Here is a 17067-nt window from a genome sequence, read left to right as displayed (position 1 = left end):
CCTTTCCCACGGTGAGTCAACGATTGACCCATAACGCCATCCAACGGCTTCTGCTCAAACGCTTTGCCCTCGCAGCCGGCACCTACGCCCTGGCTTTGGTCTTGCTGTGGCTGGCGTTTTTCACCGGGCATTACGACGAACCGCTGGCCAGCGTGGCCATCGGCAGTGCGCTGGTGGTGATCACTCAGGGGGCGTTGTTCGCGGTGTTTTACAGCGGCTGCAACCTGCGGTTTTCCGATCCGAGCCTGACCGAGGCGCAAGTGTTGATGGGCCTGGGTTGGCAGACATGGCTGATCGCCAATCTGGATGAGGCACGCGGTGCGTTCCTGGTGTTCTACCTGTTGATCATGCTGTTCGGGTTGTTCCATCTTTCCCGTCGTGCGTTTGTACGCTGTGCGCTGCTGGTGTTTTTCAGTTTCAGCTCGATCACGCTGTGGGAGGGTTACCACTTCGAGTTGACCGATCCGGCGCTCGCCGCGTTGCAAGTCTGCGTGTTGTTTATCGTGCTGATCTGGCTGGAGCTCTACGCCCGTTATGTCCAGGCCTCGCGCCAGCGTATGCGCCAACGCCGGTTTGCCTTGCAGGCGCATCAGGACACCCTGCGCGGGATGATGCGCCAGCTCGAAGACCTGGTCGCCACCGACGAACTCACCGGGCTGTTCAACCGCCGGCATTTCCTGCGCCTGGCTTCCCGCGAGCTGAACGCCATGGAGGCGGGCGTGGTGCATGGCTTGGCGCTGATCGACCTCGATCACTTCAAACGGATCAACGATGTGCACGGCCACGCGGCCGGCGATCAGGTGTTGCAAGCCTTCGCCGCCGTGGCCATGGCCTGCCTGCGCGACGGCGATGTATTGGCCCGTTATGGCGGCGAAGAATTCGTGGTGCTGCTGCCCGACTGCAACGCAGAACGCTTGACGTCCTGCTGCGAACGGCTGCGCATCGCCTTCACCGATGTCGAACTGATCGGCCTCAACGTCGCCCACCTCAGCTTGTCCGCCGGCATGACCTTGCTGGAGCTTGGCGATGATCTCGACGATGCCTTGCAGCGTGCCGATCAGGCGCTGTACCGCGCCAAGCGTGACGGTCGCAACCGATGCGCGGCGGCGTGGGAGAACGTCGATGCCTGAGTTGCGCGTCGGCGAGCGTCACTGGTCGGTAGCGCCGGGCAGCAACCTGCTCGATGCCCTGAATCAGAATGGCGTGGCCGTGCCCTACAGTTGCCGTGCCGGCAGTTGCCATGCGTGCCTGGTGCAATGCGTTCAAGGCTTGCCCAGCGACAGCCGCCCCGATGCCTTGAGCGCCGAACAGCGTCAGCAAGGCTGGCGACTGGCGTGCCAATGCCAGGTCATCGAAGACTTGCAGGTGCATACTTTCGATCCACAAGTCGACGGCCGCCCGGCCCAGGTCGCTGCGGTCGATTGGTTGAGCGCCAGCGTGCTGCGTCTGCGCCTGACCACCGAGCGGCCGTTGCGTTACAGCGCCGGGCAGCATCTGGTGTTGTGGGCGGGTAACGTGGCACGGCCTTACTCTTTGGCCAGCCTGCCGGAAGAAGACCGCTTTCTGGAATTCCACCTCGACTGTCGCCAGCCGGGGGAATTCAGCGACGCGGCCCGTCAGTTGAAAATCGGCGACCCGATCCGCCTCGGCGAACTGCGCGGCGGGGCGCTGCACTACGACCCCGACTGGAACACCCGGCCACTGTGGCTGATGGCCGCCGGGACAGGGTTGGGGCCGTTATTCGGTGTGTTGCGCGAAGCGCTGCGTCAGGATCACCAAGGCGCCATCCGCGTCATTCACCTCGCCCATGATGCCAGCGAGCATTACCTGGCCAAGCCCCTGCAAGCCATGGCCGACGGTCGTGAAAACCTCAGTCTCGAATGCTGGACCCCGGCCGAGTTGCCGCAGGCGTTGGCGCAACTGCGGCTTGTTTCCCGGCAAACCCTGGCCTTAGTCTGCGGAGCCCCCGACAGCGTCGACGCCTTCGCCCGGCGTTTGTACCTGGCCGGATTGCCGCGCAACCAACTGCTGGCGGATGTCTTTGTTCCCCGTGGTTGAGCGCTGATCGTTTAACGACGCGAGACTCGCCATGACCGATGCCATCCAGCTTGAACGCGAACGCGGCCTGCTGACCCTGCGCCTGAACCGCCCCGACAAGAAAAACGCCCTGACCCGCGCCATGTACAGCCGTTTGGCCGAGGCGCTGAAACAGGCCGACACCGATCCCGAAATCAACGCCGTGCTGATCGCCGGCAGCGCCGAGTGCTTCACCGCCGGCAACGACATCGCCGACTTTATCCAGCAACCGCCGGGCAACCTCGACAGCCCGGTGTTCCACTTCATGCTCAACTTGCTGGAATGCCGCAAACCGGTGATCGCGGCGGTGGCGGGCGCGGCGGTGGGGATTGGCACGACGATGTTGCTGCATTGCGATCTGGTGTATGTCAGCCGGGATGCACGGTTAAGGATGCCGTTTGTGAATCTCGGGTTGTGCCCGGAGTTTGGTTCCAGCCTGATCCTGCCGCGATTGCTCGGGCATGCCAAAGCGGCAGAATTATTGCTGCTTGGCGAGAGTTTCAGCGGAGAACAGGCCGCCGCTTGGGGCATGGCGACCGAAGCGTTGGGCAGTGGCGAAGCGACGTTAGCCAAAGCGCGGGAGATGGCGTTGCGCCTTGAGTCGTTGCCACCGGAAGCGGTGCGGATCAGCAAGCAATTGATGAAAGCACCGGACCGGGAACAGCTGCGCAAAGTGATCGAAGAAGAGGGCGCGTTGTTCACCCAGCGGTTGCGCTCGCCTGAGGCGATGGCGGCGTTGTCAGCCTTTATCAAACGGCACTGACACCGATCGTTCCCACGCTCTGCGTGGGAATGCAGCCCGGGACGCTCCGCGTCCCTTCAACAGCCGAACGCGGAGCGTCCGCAGAGGCATTCCCACGCAGAGCGTGGGAACGATCACCAAAAAGCCCCGCCATTCACATGGCAGGGCTTTTGTTTTTCAGCAACCGGTCACTCAGACCATCGGGTCGCCAACGTGCAGGATTTTCATCCCGTTGGTGCCGCCGATGGTGTGGTAGCTGTCGCCCTTGGTCAGGATGACCCAGTCGCCTTTCTCTACAACGCCGCGCTTGAGCAACTCGTCGATTGCGGCCTGGCTGACTTGCTCAGGCGGCAGCGATGCCGGGTCGAACGGTACGGTGTAGACACCACGGAACATGGCCGCGCGGGCCTGGGTTTCGCGGTGCGGGGAGAACGCGTAGATCGGCACCGAAGAACGGATGCGCGACATGATCAACGGCGTGTAACCACTTTCGGTCAGGGCGATGATCGCTTTCACACCCGGGAAGTGGTTGGCGGTGTACATGGCCGCTAGGGCGATGCTCTGGTCGCAGCTTTCGAAGACCTTGCCGATGCGGTGGCTGGAGGTCTTGCTGGTCGGGTGCTTTTCAGCGCCGACGCAGATGCGCGCCATCGCCTGCACGGCTTCCAGCGGGTACAGGCCGGCAGCACTTTCTGCCGAGAGCATCACGGCGTCGGTGTAGTCGAGCACGGCGTTGGCCACGTCGGACACTTCGGCACGGGTCGGCATCGGGTTCTGGATCATCGACTCCATCATCTGGGTCGCCACGATCACAGCCTTGTTGTGGCGACGTGCGTGCAGAATGATTTTCTTCTGGATGCCCACCAGCTCGGCGTCGCCGATTTCCACACCGAGGTCACCACGGGCAACCATCACGGCGTCGGAAGCATTGATCAGCGCATCGAGGGTGTCGTCGTCGGCCACGGCTTCGGCGCGTTCGATCTTCGCCACCAGCCAGGCAGTGCCGCCGGCCTCGTCGCGCAGTTGACGGGCGTATTCCATGTCGGCGGCGTCACGCGGGAAGGACACGGCGAGGTAGTCGACCTGCATTTCTGCGGCGAGCTTGATGTCAGCCTTGTCTTTCTCGGTCAGGGCCGGCGCCGTCAGGCCACCGCCGCGACGGTTGATGCCTTTATGGTCGGACAGCGGGCCGCCGATCAGCACGGTGCAGTTCAGTTCGGTGGCGGTCGCGGTATCAACGCGCATCACCACACGGCCGTCGTCGAGCAGCAGCTCGTCGCCCACGCCGCAGTCTTTGACCAGGTCCGGGTAGTCGATGCCGACCACTTGCTGGTTGCCTTCGGTCAGAGGATGGCTGGTGGAGAAGGTGAACTGATCACCGATCTTCAGCTCGATCTTCTTGTTGGCGAATTTGGCGATACGGATTTTCGGGCCTTGCAGGTCACCCAGCAGGGCGACGAAGCGGCCGTGCTTGGCAGCGAGGTCACGCACCAGCTTCGCGCGAGCCTTGTGCTCGTCGGGGGTGCCGTGGGAGAAGTTCAGGCGGGCGACGTCCAGGCCAGCCAGAATCAGCTGTTCGAGAACTTCCGGCGAGTTACTGGCCGGGCCAAGGGTAGCGACGATTTTGGTACGACGGACGGACATGCAAAGACTCCTGAGTTCAAGCGCTGAGTGAGGCTACTATGCTCTCCGGTTGTAGTCATTGTTCATGTGCACTACTTATTCGTTTGTTTATTGAATCGAACATTCCTGAAGATTTTCGCCAACGGGTCGATACAGAGCTCAAGACAGGAGAACCCCCATGCGATTCGTGCCCATTGCCGCCCTTGCCCTCAGCGTCCTCAGCGTCACGGGCTGCACCCGTTGGTCGATGAACCATCATTTGAATAACGCCTACAGCGCGTACGATCGTGGCAATTGCGAGCAGGTGATGCTCGAACTGTCGAAAGTCGAACGCTCCAGCCGTGCGCGGCCTTATGTGTGGCCGGAAGTGTCGATGATGCGCGGCCAGTGCCTGGAACGGCAGAAGCTGTTCATCGATGCGGCGCAGACGTACCAGTACATCATCGCGTCCTACCCGCAAAGCGAATACGCCTACCGCGCCCGCGCGCGTCTGGAAACCTTGCAGAGCCTGGGTCACTACCCGATGCGCAGTGCCGCGGCGGTGCGCCCGACGCGCTTCTGATTGCAGCTGTCATGCAACGGCTGGCCGCCCGGCGGTGGTGAGCTATAGTCCAGAAGATCGGTTTTAGAGCCTTGCCTCTAAACCGAGGTCATACCTGTGATCGGCAGGAGTAAGCGTCAGCGGTTTCATGGACTGACGCACCGGGATCGGGGAGAGCGCGCCAGGCTTTTTCGACAAGAGCAAAAACAGGCACGTTCCGAAGCATTAGTGCGGCCCTGCTTAAGGGCCTAGCTGGGCCATTGCGCATGTTTACCGACCGCCGGATCGAGCGGCATCAACTGCCGTATTTTTTGAAAGTGTTCAACAGCGTCACCGACAAACCCATCGGCTTCCTGGGCAACGTGTCCGCCGACGGGCTGATGCTCATCAGCCAGTTGCCTATGATGGTTGGCGTCGACTTTGACCTGCGTCTGAAAATTCCCACCCTCGACGGCTGCCAGCAGGTCATTGACCTGACGGCGTGTTGCCTGTGGTGCCACGAAGACGAAACCCCCCACCATTACGACGCCGGGTTCAGCCTGCAACGGGCACCGCCGGAGTATGGGCAATTAGTGGAGGCGTTGACGCAGTACTTCAGTTTTCAGCCGTTGCCTGCATCGGCGTGAGGTGAGTCGTCAAAAGCATCGCGAGCAGGCTCACTCCCACATGGATATCGGGTGTTCACAAATGTTGTGGTCACCGAAAATCCCCTGTGGGAGTGAGCCTGCTCGCGATGGCGTCAGCCCAGACAACAATGAAATAAAGGCTGAACGCTACGTCACCTTGATCGCCTTCTCGTTATCCAGCGACCGCTCCACCAGCATCAACCCCAACTCACTTATCCGGTAAATCGCCATCGCCAGATGCCGCGGCTTGTCGTCCAGGCTGTCCGCCAGGTCGAGCAGCAAAGTGCTGACCGTAGAAAAGGTTTCGTAGGTCTCGATGGTCAGGGCCTCGGGATTGGCATCGGGGACAACGGTGAACATTTTCATGGAGCGTTCCTCGGTGGTGCGTTCGTTAGCAAAGCACGATTTGGTATTTTTTTGAGTGAGATAGTGGCTCAGAGCTTTTTGGGCGGCTGCATGTAGTTTTTTTGGATCGAAAGTGGCATAGGGTGAGCACGGAGGCTCGGAAGGGTCAGGTATAGCCGTCGACATCGGGTTAACTCCTTATTGGATCGCTGATGAGCAGCGATAGGAGAACCTTAAATCGGGGTGACCCTCGCTCGCAGTCAGTCGGGGGCATCGCAGGTTGTAGGCAGAAGCGCCTGATTATGTAGCCGTTGTACTGCTGCTTGAATGTACGTGTAGGACCAGAGTGAATGCAGGCTTTAACCATGACCATCAGCCACTGCAAAGCGTTTATCTCCACTGCATCACTCTTAGTTTTGGGCAAAAGGTCTAGAAACTTGAATGCCTACTCTTTGAAGTCAGTTGACACAGAGAGAAGTGCCAAAGAGATAAATTCTTGATTTTGATCCAGTGTTGCTAGCACATCTCTTATGTGACCTGCGACTTCGATCGCACCTCGCTGCTCAGCCCAAATAATGAGCTCATCTATAGCTGCACCCAACGCCAGCTGGTTCTGGTTGATTTTGGTTAGTACAGAGGCGAATAGATATTTATCGTCCATGATTTACTCCTTTATAGGTCTTTGGTTTTTCGGATTTTTATGATCATTGGAAGTATTAACTGCAGCTTTGCTACATCGCCGAGACCTGACATTGCCACCTTTTTTATCACCTAGGGATGGCTACTTACACGACTATCGCTATTACATCGCTCCTGATTTCTTCCAGCCTAGATACCGCGTCACCAACTCGGCCCCCAACTCTGAGGGCCGGGCATCCACCACCGGCACTCCATGAGCACTCAACCGCTCATGGAGCTGCGCTCGGTCATTCAAATAATCCACCGTCCCGCAATAGGTCAGCGCTTCCGGCAAAGTCTGCACCGGCGCGTGTCGCAAATCGTCGAGCAAGTCTTCCCGCAGGCTCGCCACCAACACTCGATGCAGTTTGCTCAGGCGTTTGACGGCGGTGAGCAGTTCTTCATCGTCTTCGTCGCGCAGGTTGGTGACCAGCACCACCAGCGCCCGGCGTTTTTGTCGGGCCAGTAGTTGCGTAGCGGCAGCCTGATAGTCGGCGGGGCGTTGGGTGCTGTCGAGGTCGTAGACGGTGTTGAGCAATACATTGAGTTGGCCCGTGCCTTTGACTGGGGCGAGGTAATGCGCTCGGTCACTGGCGAAGGTGCTCAAGCCCACCGCATCGCCTTGGCGCAGAGCGATGTAACTGAGCAACAGGCAGGCATTGAGTGCGTGATCGAAATGGGCCAGTTCGCCGTCCTGGCTGCGCATCCGTCGGCCGCAATCGAGCATGAAGATGATTTGTTGGTCGCGCTCGTCCTGGTACTCGCGGGCGATGGGCGTGCGTTGGCGGGCGGTGGCTTTCCAGTCGATCTGGCGCAGGCTGTCGCCTTCGCGGAATTCGCGCAGTTGATGGAATTCCAGGCCCAGGCCACGCCGTTGGCGCTGGCGCACGCCGAGTTGGCTGAGCCAGTTATCCACCGCCAGCAGTTCACCGCCGTAGAGACGGGCGAAGTCGGGGTAGACGCGGGTGCTGTCGGTCACGTTGATGAGGCGTTTGCCGGACCACAGGCCCATTGGACTGGGCAGGTTGATTTCGCAGAGTTCGAAGGTGAAGTGACCGCGCTTGAGGGGACGCAGGCGGTAGCCGACAAGGCTCTGTTGACCGGGTTGCAGTTCTGCCAGAAGCGGGAGGTTTTCGAAACTCAGGCCTTCCGGCACATGGTCAAAGATCTGAATGTTCAGAGGTTGAACGAAGTCATGCTTGACCTCCAGTCGCACTTCGCTCCATCGACCGAGCGCGAGGCTGCCGGGCATTTGCCGGTTTACGCGAGGCGAGGGCAGGCGTTTGAGGCGGACGGCATCAAGTGTTGCCAAGGCCAACAGAGCCAGCAGTAATCCCCAGTTGATCGACAACAGGCGCGACGGTACGTCGAACTCCAACGCACGCAATGTGCCCAGCACGATGCCGATGGCCAGCAGGATGGCGAGCCAGATCAGCAACAGGCGAGAGGGTTTCATGACTGTCCGCCTTTTGTGGCAAAAGAGTTTTTTGTGGCGAGGGAGCTTGCTCCCGCTGGGTTGCGCAGCAGCCCCAAAACCATCCGGCGCAGAATGTCAGATAAAACGTGTACTTCTGATTTGCGACTGCTGCGCAGCCGAGCGGGAGCAAGCTCCCTCGCCACAGGGTTTGTGTTCACAGCCGCGGCGCCGGCACTTGATCGAGCAGCTGCCTGAGCACTTGATCAACGTCCAGCCCTTCGATGTCGAGCTCCGGCGCAATCCGCACGCGATGACGCAGCACCGCCAGGGCGCAGCCTTTGATGTCATCGGGAATCACGAAATCGCCACCGCGCAGCAGCGCCCGGGCGCGGGCGCAACGTACCAGCGCAATGGAGGCGCGTGGCCCGGCGCCGAGGGTCAGGCCCGGCCAGGTGCGGGTGGTGCGGGCCAGGCGCACGGCGTAATCGAGGACCTGATCGTCCAGCGGCAGATCGCTGGCAATGCGCTGCAAGGCCATTACGTCTTTGGCTTGCAATACGGTGCGCAGCGGTTGTACGTCGAGCATGTCGGCGCGGGTCGAACGGCTGACCTGACGAACCATGTCCAGCTCTTGATCGGCGTCGGGGTAATCCATGCGCACCTTGAGCATGAAGCGGTCGAGCTCGGCTTCAGGCAATGGATACGTGCCCTCCTGTTCAATCGGATTTTGCGTGGCGAGCACCATGAACGGTTGCACGATGGGCAGGGCGCGACCTTCGAGGGTGACCTGGCGTTCCTGCATGGCTTCGAGCAGCGCGGCCTGGGTTTTCGCCGGGGCGCGGTTGATCTCGTCGGCCAGTAGCAGGTTGGTGAACAGCGGACCTTTGCGCAGTTTGAACTGCTCGGTGTTCAGGTCGTAGACCGCGTGCCCGGTGACGTCGCAGGGCATCAGGTCCGGGGTGAACTGGATACGCGCGAACTCACCGCCGAAGCAGCGGGCGAGGGCACGCACCAGCAGCGTTTTGCCCAAACCCGGTACACCTTCGAGCAGCACGTGGCCGCCGGCGATCAGCGCGGTGAGGACGTCGTCGATCACGCTGTTCTGGCCGATCACGGCTTTCTGCAACTCATTGCGCACGGCCTGGGCCAACTGACTGGCGCGCTGGCGTTGCTGGGCCGCGTGGGTCGCGCTGCCGGGCTCGATCTGTTGACTCATAGCGTGTTCCTCAAGGTTTGCAGGTGCGCGACCTGACGGCTGAAATCAGCGCTGGACAGCCGCTTTTTCGGTCGCGGGCTCATCGCCTGACTGATGGCGCGTGTGGGTTGGCCGGTCAGGCGCGCAAGCACCAGCCATTGCTCGGCAACGCCGAGTTGTTCGAAACCGGGATGACGGTGCCGCACACGCCGCAGAATGTCTTGTTGCAAGGCTTGCAGCAGGTGCTGCTGGCCGTTGCGGCGGAGCATGAAATCGGCGCTGGCGCGCAGATGCTCCTGAAGTTGCCGGCGACCTTTCGCTGCCGGTTCCAGCAGCGGACCCTGGCGCACCGCGACATGCCAGAGCGCAAGACCGATCAGGGCGATGAGGGCGACCAACGCCTGCGGGAAGTTGCGCAACAACAACGTCAGCAGGCTGTCGTGATCGGTGTTGAACAGCAGGGTCACGCTCGTGTCGGCGGTCAGGTACCAGAGCAGCCAGGCGTTGTCGTATTGGTCGATGTCCGGGGTTTTCCACAGGTCGGCATCGGTGACCACAGTGATCGATCCGAGCCCGTGGTTCAGTTGCATCATGTGCGTGGCCTTGCCGCTGTTGGCCCAGGCTTGCGCGAGGTTTTTCGGGTCTTCGAGATGGAACGCGGTATCGAAGCTGGCGTAGGCCGGCGCGTCCTCATCTTCCAGGTACAGCTTGGTCAGTTTGGGGTAAGGGTCGTCGAGAGGGTCCGGCGGCGGGTCCTTGAGGTCTTTGCTCAGCGATTGGTGCAGCTGCACGCGATCAAGCAGCAGGTCATTGCTCTGGCCGGCCTTTTCATCCCACAGCGACTGGGCGACAAACAGCAGACGTCCGCCGGCCCGGGTCCAGTTCATCACCTGATCAATCTGGCGTGGCGTCATGTTGTAGCGATCACCCAGCAACAACAGGCTGTGCTGATGGGGATCGAGGGTGGGCAGCACGTCGAGGCTGTTGGCATGGCCGACGGTCAGGCCCTGTTTACGCAGGAAATGCTCGGCGGCCAGATAGGGATTGGCCTGGGCTTCGGGTGTGGGGCCGTGATCGATTTCTGCCTGATAGGGCGTGGCCTTCAGGTACAGATAAACACTCAGCGCGCCCACCAGCACGGTGATAAACACACCGACCGAAAGCCACAAACGCCGGCTCAACGGGCGGCTCCCGGGCCGAACAATGTTCGCCAGCCGTCACACAGTTCCTGTTGCAAATGCGCGGGTGGCAGGCGATGCCCATAGGCCATGTTCTGCCAGTGCCCGGTCAGGGTTTTGCTGAAGGCGAGCAAGGCCGGTTGCTGCAGTTGCTCGACGCGTTGCAGCACTTCGCCTTCGGTGTCGGCGGGTTTCAGCGCCATGTTGTGGTCGTGCAACAAATGGCTGAGCAGGGCACGGTAAAGCAGCCCGAGGGCCGCGCGCGGATTGGTTTGCCAGAGGCTTTCGGCGCTGGCGGCAATGTCGGCGGGCAGGGTTTCGCGGCTCAGGTCCAGACCGAACGCTTGCTGTGGCAACGGGCGTGCGGCTTTACGGTTTAACACCGGCCGACGGCTGACGAACGCCAGCAACCAGTCGCGGTAACGCCAGATCAACACGCCGACGCCACCGATTAACGCACTCCACAGCAGCACTTCTATCAAGTTGGCGATGAAGCCGAACCGGTGACTGTCGAGCAGGCTGGCCAGCGCCTTCAGCCATTCAGGAGTTTTCCCGTCGTCCGGGGTTTTGCTGTCGGGCTGGTCTTCACCAAATCGATAGCGGGTCACCGTTTCCTTGTTCTTGAACGGCGGTTGATCGAGGAGGGTTTTGATGCTGTCCCTGGAGGCCTGGCTGGTCAGCGGTTGGTCCAGCAGGCGTGGGCTGTCCGGGGTAATGACCGGCTCGGCGGCCCACACGTTTTGCACAGGCACCAGCAGGATTGCCGCCAAAAGCAACGTGACCGCCGTGGTGTTGAGGCGTTGGCGCAATCGGCGGAACACCAGTTCGATGTCCCAGGCTTCGAGCACTGTGCGCCGATTCAGGTAAAGGCTGAAGCCGCAGGCCACGTAAATCGGTTCCCAGACAATCAGCACCAGCACGTAAAAGGCGTTGGTCAGGTGTTCCAGCCATTTCCAGTCCTGTGTGGCGGCGGTGATCAAGGTCTGCCAGCTCCAGTCGAGTTCGACCTGTTGTGGCAGGAACATGTAGAACAACACCATCAAGCCGATCCACAGCGCGCTTTCCAGGTGCACGCCGATGATGGTCAACCACTGCGCGGCACCGGCGTTGCGCTGCAGCAGTACCCGCAAGCGCTGTTGTCGTTCGTCACCCGCCAGGCCTTCGAGTTGCACCACCGGCATCAGGAAACTGCGGCTCAGGCTCAGGCGTCGCCAGGTCAGGCTGGCCAGCAATTGTGGCTTGAGCAGACGCGGCCATTGGCGCAGCGCCTGGGTCAAGGTCGGCGTTTCACCGAACATGGCTTTGGACAGGATGTACAACGGCAGTCGCTCGAACGCCGGTTTCAACCACCAGAAGATGAACACGGCGAGGGAGGGTGAATCCCACAGGAAAAAGGTGAGCAGGGCGAAGATCGGCAAGGTGATGATGGCCCAACTGGTCATCAGCAATCGTCGATGGCGCTGGCTCAGCAGCACGCCCAGGTCCATGGCTTCCCAGGAGGTGCGCGGGCGGATCACCACCGTGGCGTCACTCAGGCGCATGGCGGGTTCGTCCGGCATACAGCAGGTAAGTTGCCACCAACAACCAAAGCGCCACGCCGACCAGGTATTTGGTCATGGGCGCCGGCGCGGTCATCGACGACCAGTAGGCTTCGATAAACGCCGCAATCAGCAGAAACAGCATGACACCGCAGATCAGCAACACGCTTTTACGCGCTGCCAGCCGCAACGCTTCGGCACGGGGCAGGCGCCCCGGTGCGATCAACGCCCAGCCCAGTTGCAGCCCGGCAGCACCGGCCAGGGCGATGGCGCTCAGTTCGAACGCGCCGTGACCGATCACGAACGACCAGAAGGTTTGCCCGAAGCCGATGTGCGTCAGGTGCCCGGCCACCGCGCCAATCATCAAACCGTTGAAGAGCAGGAAAAACGCGCTGCCCAGACCAAACAGCAAACCGCTGGCGAAGGTCTGAAAGGCGATGCCGATGTTGTGCATGATGTAGTAGCCGAACATCACCCAGTCTTCACTGGCGGCGCGTTCCGCCGAGCGGCCCAAATGACCGGCGACCGGGTCGTACATGCTCTGCATCTCAGTGACCTGTTCGGCCGGGATCAGGTTGTAGACCAGGTCCGGGAACAGATACACCAGTAGCGCGAAGCCGATCAGGCTGCCAAAAAACATCAGGCCGGCGGCGAGCACGAAGCGCCATTGTTCGCGCACCAGTCGAGGAAATCCGGCAAGGATGAAGCCCAGTACGTTGGCGCCCAGTCGACTGCGATGCCGATAAAGCTGTTGATGCCCGCGCAGTACTTGTTGCTGCAAGGAGTCGATCAGGAAACTGCTGTAGCCGCGCTCCTGAGCCAGTGCCAAATGCTGGCAGAGCCGCCGATAGTCCTTCGGGAAACTGGCGATTCCGGATGCTTTCCTGCCGCGCTCCAGTTGTACGAGCATCAGGGAAAACTGCTCCCATTCGGCCTTGTGGCGATTTTCGAAAAGGCTTTGTTTCATGCGGGCCCCAACAAACCACGGGCGATGCCGTTGAGTTCAGCCACAGCGCGTGGTTCAGAGACCTGCAACGGTTGGGCAAGGATGGACGCGAGTTCATGGGTCCGCGCCTGGGAGAGTTCACTCTGGCGTTCGGCAAACCCGAGGATGGCCCGTTGTTCGGGCAGCGTCAGGGCAAAGGCCGGGCGTTGAGGCGGGGCGTCGGGCAGTTGTGGTCGGGTCAACGGTTGTTCGCGGTAGATGACCAGCGTGCCGGCGGCCAGGTCGCCGAGGCGTTTGAAGGAGGGGTGTTGCAGGCAGCTGATGGCGCCGAGGAAGTAGCCAAACGGCAACAGGTCGACGAATCGCAACAGGTTACGCAACAGCGAAGCAGACCAACCGATCGGGGTGCCGTCGTCCTGCACGACGCGCAACCCCATCCATTGTTTGCCCGGCGACCGGCCCTGATTGAGCACCTCGAACAGCACCATGTACCACCAGCTCACGCCGAACAGCAGAATCGAGCCCAGCCCGGCGCCGAGTTTTCCGAGAAACGCCAGGACGATAAACAGCACGCCGAGAATCAGCCCGCGCAGTACGAGGTCGATGGAGAAGGCCAGCGCACGCACCATCAACCCGGCCGGGCGCAGTGGCAAGTCGATGCCTTCGGGCGTTTCGACTTGATACCGCGTATCCAGTGGCGGGGACAGCGTCGCTTTCCTTGGCAGTGCTGTGGTCTCGAGCATGGGCAACCTTGATGTGGCCTGTTCGGGATTCGATGTCTGTCCGATGCTAGCAGCCTCTCGGGGGAAAACGACATAACTATGTATTGCACGGTGAGTGGCCAGAGGTGGTTGAATGACAGATTACTGGCCGGGGCGGGATGTGAACGCCTAGACTTTGCCGATCTTCAGTTCAGGAACAGCCCGTGACCTCGATCTTCTGGTACGACTACGAAACCACTGGCATCAACCCCCGATGCGACCGCCCGCTGCAGGTGGCGGGGATTCGCACCGACTTCGATCTCAATGAAATAGACGAGCCGGTCAACCTGTTTTGCCAGCCCAGCGACGACATCCTGCCGCATCCGGCCGCTTGCGCGATCACTGGCATTACGCCCGGTCAACTGGCCGAACACGGGTTGAGCGAAGCCGACTTCATGACCCGGGTGCACGCTCAACTGGCGGCGCCGGGTACGTGCGGGGCGGGTTACAACACCTTGCGTTTCGATGACGAGATGACCCGTTACAGCCTGTACCGAAACTTTTTCGACCCGTATGCGCGCGAGTGGCAGGGCGGCAACAGCCGCTGGGACCTGATTGATGTGGTGCGTGCAGCCTATGCCTTGCGTCCCGATGGCCTCGTCTGGCCAACCGATGATGAAGGGCGGGTGACGCTCAAGCTGGAACGGCTGACCGCCGCCAATGGCATTGACCACGGTAATGCCCACGAGGCGCTGTCGGACGTTCGCGCCACCATCGCCCTCGCTCGCCTGATTCGCGAGAAGCAGCCGAAGTTGTATGACTGGCTGTTTCAGTTGCGCAGCAAACAAAAGGTGATGGATCAGATTCGGCTGTTACAGCCGATGGTGCATATTTCCGGTCGATTCTCGGCGGCTCGCAGTTATGTGGGGGTCGTGTTGCCACTGGCCTGGCATCCGCGTAACAAAAACGCCTTGATTGTGTGTGATTTGCATCTGGACCCCCAGGGCTTGCTCGATCTGGATGCAGAAACCTTGCGTCAGCGGCTGTATACCCGCCGCGATGAACTGGCCGTCGGCGAACTGCCGGTGCCGCTCAAACTCATTCATATCAACAAGTGCCCGGTGGTGGCACCGTTGTCGGTACTTCGCCCTGACGATCAGCAGCGTCTGGGGCTGGACATGGCCCTTTATCAGGAACGTGTACTGCGGCTAAGTGACGCACAACAAGTTTGGCGAGATAAAGTGTTGGCGATTTATGCCGGCGAAGATTTCACCTCGAGCCTGGACCCCGAGCAACAGTTATACGATGGTTTTATCGGTGATCGTGATCGTCGGCTATGTGAGCAAGTCAGAGCCGCCGACCCTGCCCAATTATCACAAGAGCAGTGGCCTTTCGATGACGAACGTTTACCTGAATTATTGTTTCGATATCGCGCACGCAACTTCCCCGATACGTTGAATTTCGAGGAGCAAGAGCGCTGGAGAATATTCTGTCAGCAACGTTTGTCAGACCCCGAGTGGGGCGCGCCAAATACGCTTGAAAGTTTCGTAGAGGCCGCGGCCCAATTGAACATTACTGCTACATCGTTTCAGCGAGAGGTGCTGAATGAATGGCAGAATTATGTCCAGGCATTACGCAAACGTTTGAATCTCTGAAAACGAAAAATGCCCGGTGCTTTATACCGGGCATAAAAAACGCCAGCATCAGCTGGCGTTATTTTTTGTCGCGGATAAGTCTTTGACAACCTGTGGGGATTAGCCCAGCAGGGTAGCCCAACCTTCAACCACGTCACCGCCCCACTTGGCTTTCCACTCTTTCAGAGTCTTGTGGTTGCCACCTTTGGTTTCGATGACTTCGCCGTTGTGCGGGTTTTTGTATTGTTTAACTTTGCGAGCACGCTTGGTGCCAGTAGTTTTTACTGCGCCGCCGCGTGGTGCTTTGGTCTTGGACTCTGGATCAAGCAACGCGATGATGTCACGCAGGGACTTGGAGTATTCGCCCATCAGGGTGCGCAGTTTGCCTTCGAATTCCAGCTCGGTTTGCAGTTTGTCGTCTTGGGACAGGTTCTTCAAACGGGCTTGCAGCTCTTTGATAGCTTCTTCGGTGGCACGATATTCGTTGATCAAGGACATGAGGACTACCTTATGTTGGGCGCTGGATGGCAGGGTGACAGTGCCGCAATAATAGTCAGGGTGTTTCATCAAGTAAACATTTAACCGGTGTTTTATTTAAATTAGTTGCGGTGAATAGGGCGCAAATTGAACGCAGAGTTAAAAGTGTGATGCAGTCATCACAGATATTCACAATTGAACGCTTGAAGATTGACTACAAGAACACCATCGCGCGGGCGGCGAGGGGATGCCAGAACCTGTTCCGCTGACCCGTGTGCAGCTCAATGTGTCATCAATACTGCAGTTTTGCTGCGCAATCGCTAGAATGGCGGCCTTTGCGAAGTTCTGGAGTTTCCCCCTCATGCGCACTTTTCGGCTGGTGATTGCTTGCCCGGACCGCGTCGGCATCGTTGCTAAAGTCAGTAACTTTCTGGCGTCACATAACGGCTGGATCACTGAAGCGAGCCATCACTCGGATAATCTGAGTGGCTGGTTCTTCATGCGTCACGAAATTCGTGCCGATTCGCTGCCTTTCGGTATCGAAGCCTTTCGCGAAGCGTTTGCACCGATTGCCGAAGAGTTCTCGATGAACTGGCGCATTACCGACACCGCGCAGAAAAAGCGCGTTGTGTTAATGGCCAGCCGCGAGTCCCACTGCCTGGCTGACTTGCTGCACCGCTGGCACAGTGACGAACTGGACTGCGAGATCTCCTGCGTGATTTCCAACCACGACGACTTGCGCAGCATGGTCGAGTGGCACGGCATTCCTTATTACCACGTACCGGTCAATCCACAGGACAAAGAGCCGGCCTTCGCCGAAGTCTCGCGTCTGGTCAAACAGCACGATGCTGAAGTGGTGGTACTTGCCCGTTACATGCAAATCCTGCCGCCCGAGTTGTGCAGCGAATATGCACACAAGGTCATCAACATTCACCACAGCTTCCTGCCGTCGTTCGTCGGAGCCAAGCCGTATCACCAGGCCTCCCTGCGTGGCGTGAAGTTGATCGGCGCGACCTGCCACTACGTGACTGAAGAGCTGGACGCCGGTCCGATCATCGAGCAGGACGTGGTGCGCGTCAGCCACAGTGACAGTATCGAAGATATGGTGCGTTTCGGCCGTGACGTCGAGAAGATGGTGTTGGCCCGCGGTCTGCGTTATCACCTCGAAGACCGGGTGTTGGTACACGGCAACAAGACCGTGGTGTTCTGATCGCCACACAACACGGTGCTGATCGTTCCCACGCTCTGCGTGGGAATGCCTCAGGGGACGCTCCGCGTTCCAACTCGCGAAAGGGACGCGGAGCGTCCCGGGCTTCATTCCCACGCAGAGCGTGGGAATGATCTGGTAAA

The 17067-nt window shown here is 59.9% G+C and carries 17 protein-coding genes; 7 read left to right on the top strand and 10 right to left on the bottom strand.

The window, feature by feature from the left end; translation table 11 throughout:
- Positions 1 to 23 precede the first annotated feature (23 nt).
- The 3 genes from ACA072_RS22650 to ACA072_RS22640 are packed head-to-tail and all read left to right on the top strand — an operon-like array spanning position 24 to position 2839.
- Positions 24 to 1130 (top strand): GGDEF domain-containing protein, encoded by a 1107-nt coding sequence (locus ACA072_RS22650; RefSeq protein WP_497620701.1) that lies wholly within the window; start codon positions 24 to 26, stop codon positions 1128 to 1130.
- Positions 1123 to 2058, top strand: a complete 936-nt coding sequence (locus ACA072_RS22645; RefSeq protein ID WP_497620699.1) for an iron-sulfur-binding ferredoxin reductase — start codon at positions 1123 to 1125, stop codon at positions 2056 to 2058. The genes ACA072_RS22650 and ACA072_RS22645 overlap by 8 nt, the downstream gene beginning before the upstream one ends.
- 31 nt (positions 2059 to 2089) lie before the next feature.
- Positions 2090 to 2839, top strand: a complete 750-nt coding sequence (locus ACA072_RS22640) for an enoyl-CoA hydratase-related protein (protein WP_497620698.1) — start codon at positions 2090 to 2092, stop codon at positions 2837 to 2839.
- 171 nt (positions 2840 to 3010) lie between these two features.
- Here the strand turns inward: ACA072_RS22640 and pyk are convergent, their stop codons facing one another.
- Positions 3011 to 4462 carry a pyruvate kinase gene (gene pyk, locus ACA072_RS22635; protein WP_438662260.1) on the bottom strand — a complete coding sequence of 484 codons (1452 nt, stop codon included), beginning with the start codon at positions 4460 to 4462 and terminating at the stop codon, positions 3011 to 3013.
- Positions 4463 to 4619: 157 nt separating this feature from the next.
- On the opposite strand from pyk, the gene ACA072_RS22630 reads away from it, so the two are divergent.
- Together ACA072_RS22630 and ACA072_RS22625 are read left to right on the top strand one after the other, a co-directional pair.
- Positions 4620 to 5003, top strand: a complete 384-nt coding sequence (locus ACA072_RS22630) for a tetratricopeptide repeat protein (RefSeq protein WP_462028430.1) — start codon at positions 4620 to 4622, stop codon at positions 5001 to 5003.
- A gap of 245 nt (positions 5004 to 5248) precedes the next feature.
- The gene (locus ACA072_RS22625) at positions 5249 to 5608 is read left to right on the top strand and encodes a PilZ domain-containing protein (RefSeq protein WP_497620696.1); all 360 of its coding nucleotides are present in this window, start codon (positions 5249 to 5251) and stop codon (positions 5606 to 5608) included.
- 147 nt (positions 5609 to 5755) lie between these two features.
- Here ACA072_RS22625 and ACA072_RS22620 read toward each other — a convergent pair whose 3' ends face one another.
- The 8 genes from ACA072_RS22620 to ACA072_RS22585 form a co-directional block, all read right to left on the bottom strand.
- Positions 5756 to 6139 (bottom strand): DUF6124 family protein, encoded by a 384-nt coding sequence (locus tag ACA072_RS22620; protein WP_497620695.1) that lies wholly within the window; start codon positions 6137 to 6139, stop codon positions 5756 to 5758.
- Between the two features lie 259 nt (positions 6140 to 6398).
- The gene (locus tag ACA072_RS22615) at positions 6399 to 6614 is read right to left on the bottom strand and encodes a hypothetical protein (protein ID WP_497620693.1); all 216 of its coding nucleotides are present in this window, start codon (positions 6612 to 6614) and stop codon (positions 6399 to 6401) included.
- Positions 6615 to 6755: 141 nt separating this feature from the next.
- A complete protein-coding gene (locus tag ACA072_RS22610; RefSeq protein WP_497620691.1) occupies positions 6756 to 8087 on the bottom strand; it encodes a DUF58 domain-containing protein in 1332 nt (443 codons plus the stop codon).
- Between the two features lie 175 nt (positions 8088 to 8262).
- Complete coding sequence (locus tag ACA072_RS22605; protein ID WP_497620690.1) at positions 8263 to 9264, bottom strand: AAA family ATPase; 1002 nt, start codon at positions 9262 to 9264, stop codon at positions 8263 to 8265.
- Positions 9261 to 10424 (bottom strand): DUF4350 domain-containing protein, encoded by a 1164-nt coding sequence (locus ACA072_RS22600; protein ID WP_497448599.1) that lies wholly within the window; start codon positions 10422 to 10424, stop codon positions 9261 to 9263. Before ACA072_RS22600 ends, ACA072_RS22605 begins: the two co-directional genes overlap by 4 nt.
- Positions 10421 to 11962, bottom strand: coding sequence for a DUF4129 domain-containing protein (locus ACA072_RS22595; RefSeq protein ID WP_497620689.1), 1542 nt, complete (start codon positions 11960 to 11962; stop codon positions 10421 to 10423). Before ACA072_RS22595 ends, ACA072_RS22600 begins: the two co-directional genes overlap by 4 nt.
- On the bottom strand, positions 11949 to 12926 hold the full coding sequence (locus ACA072_RS22590; protein ID WP_497620688.1) for a stage II sporulation protein M: 978 nt from the start codon (positions 12924 to 12926) through the stop codon (positions 11949 to 11951). Before ACA072_RS22590 ends, ACA072_RS22595 begins: the two co-directional genes overlap by 14 nt.
- Positions 12923 to 13648, bottom strand: a complete 726-nt coding sequence (locus ACA072_RS22585) for an RDD family protein (protein WP_497620686.1) — start codon at positions 13646 to 13648, stop codon at positions 12923 to 12925. The genes ACA072_RS22590 and ACA072_RS22585 overlap by 4 nt, the downstream gene beginning before the upstream one ends.
- Before the next feature lie 182 nt (positions 13649 to 13830).
- Here ACA072_RS22585 and sbcB point away from each other — a divergent pair, with 182 nt between their 5' ends.
- The gene (gene sbcB / locus ACA072_RS22580; RefSeq protein ID WP_497620684.1) at positions 13831 to 15261 is read left to right on the top strand and encodes an exodeoxyribonuclease I; all 1431 of its coding nucleotides are present in this window, start codon (positions 13831 to 13833) and stop codon (positions 15259 to 15261) included.
- Between the two features lie 99 nt (positions 15262 to 15360).
- Here the strand turns inward: sbcB and mvaT are convergent, their stop codons facing one another.
- Positions 15361 to 15738, bottom strand: a complete 378-nt coding sequence (gene mvaT, locus ACA072_RS22575; protein WP_007933316.1) for a histone-like nucleoid-structuring protein MvaT — start codon at positions 15736 to 15738, stop codon at positions 15361 to 15363.
- A gap of 340 nt (positions 15739 to 16078) precedes the next feature.
- On the opposite strand from mvaT, the gene purU reads away from it, so the two are divergent.
- Positions 16079 to 16927, top strand: a complete 849-nt coding sequence (gene purU / locus ACA072_RS22570; protein WP_262172206.1) for a formyltetrahydrofolate deformylase — start codon at positions 16079 to 16081, stop codon at positions 16925 to 16927.
- Positions 16928 to 17067 lie beyond the last annotated feature (140 nt).

The sequence above is a fragment of the Pseudomonas sp. LBUM1656 genome (assembly GCF_059716065.1).
The sequence above is the reverse complement of the archived record's forward strand: the minus strand, read 5'-3'. Positions and strand labels throughout refer to the sequence as shown.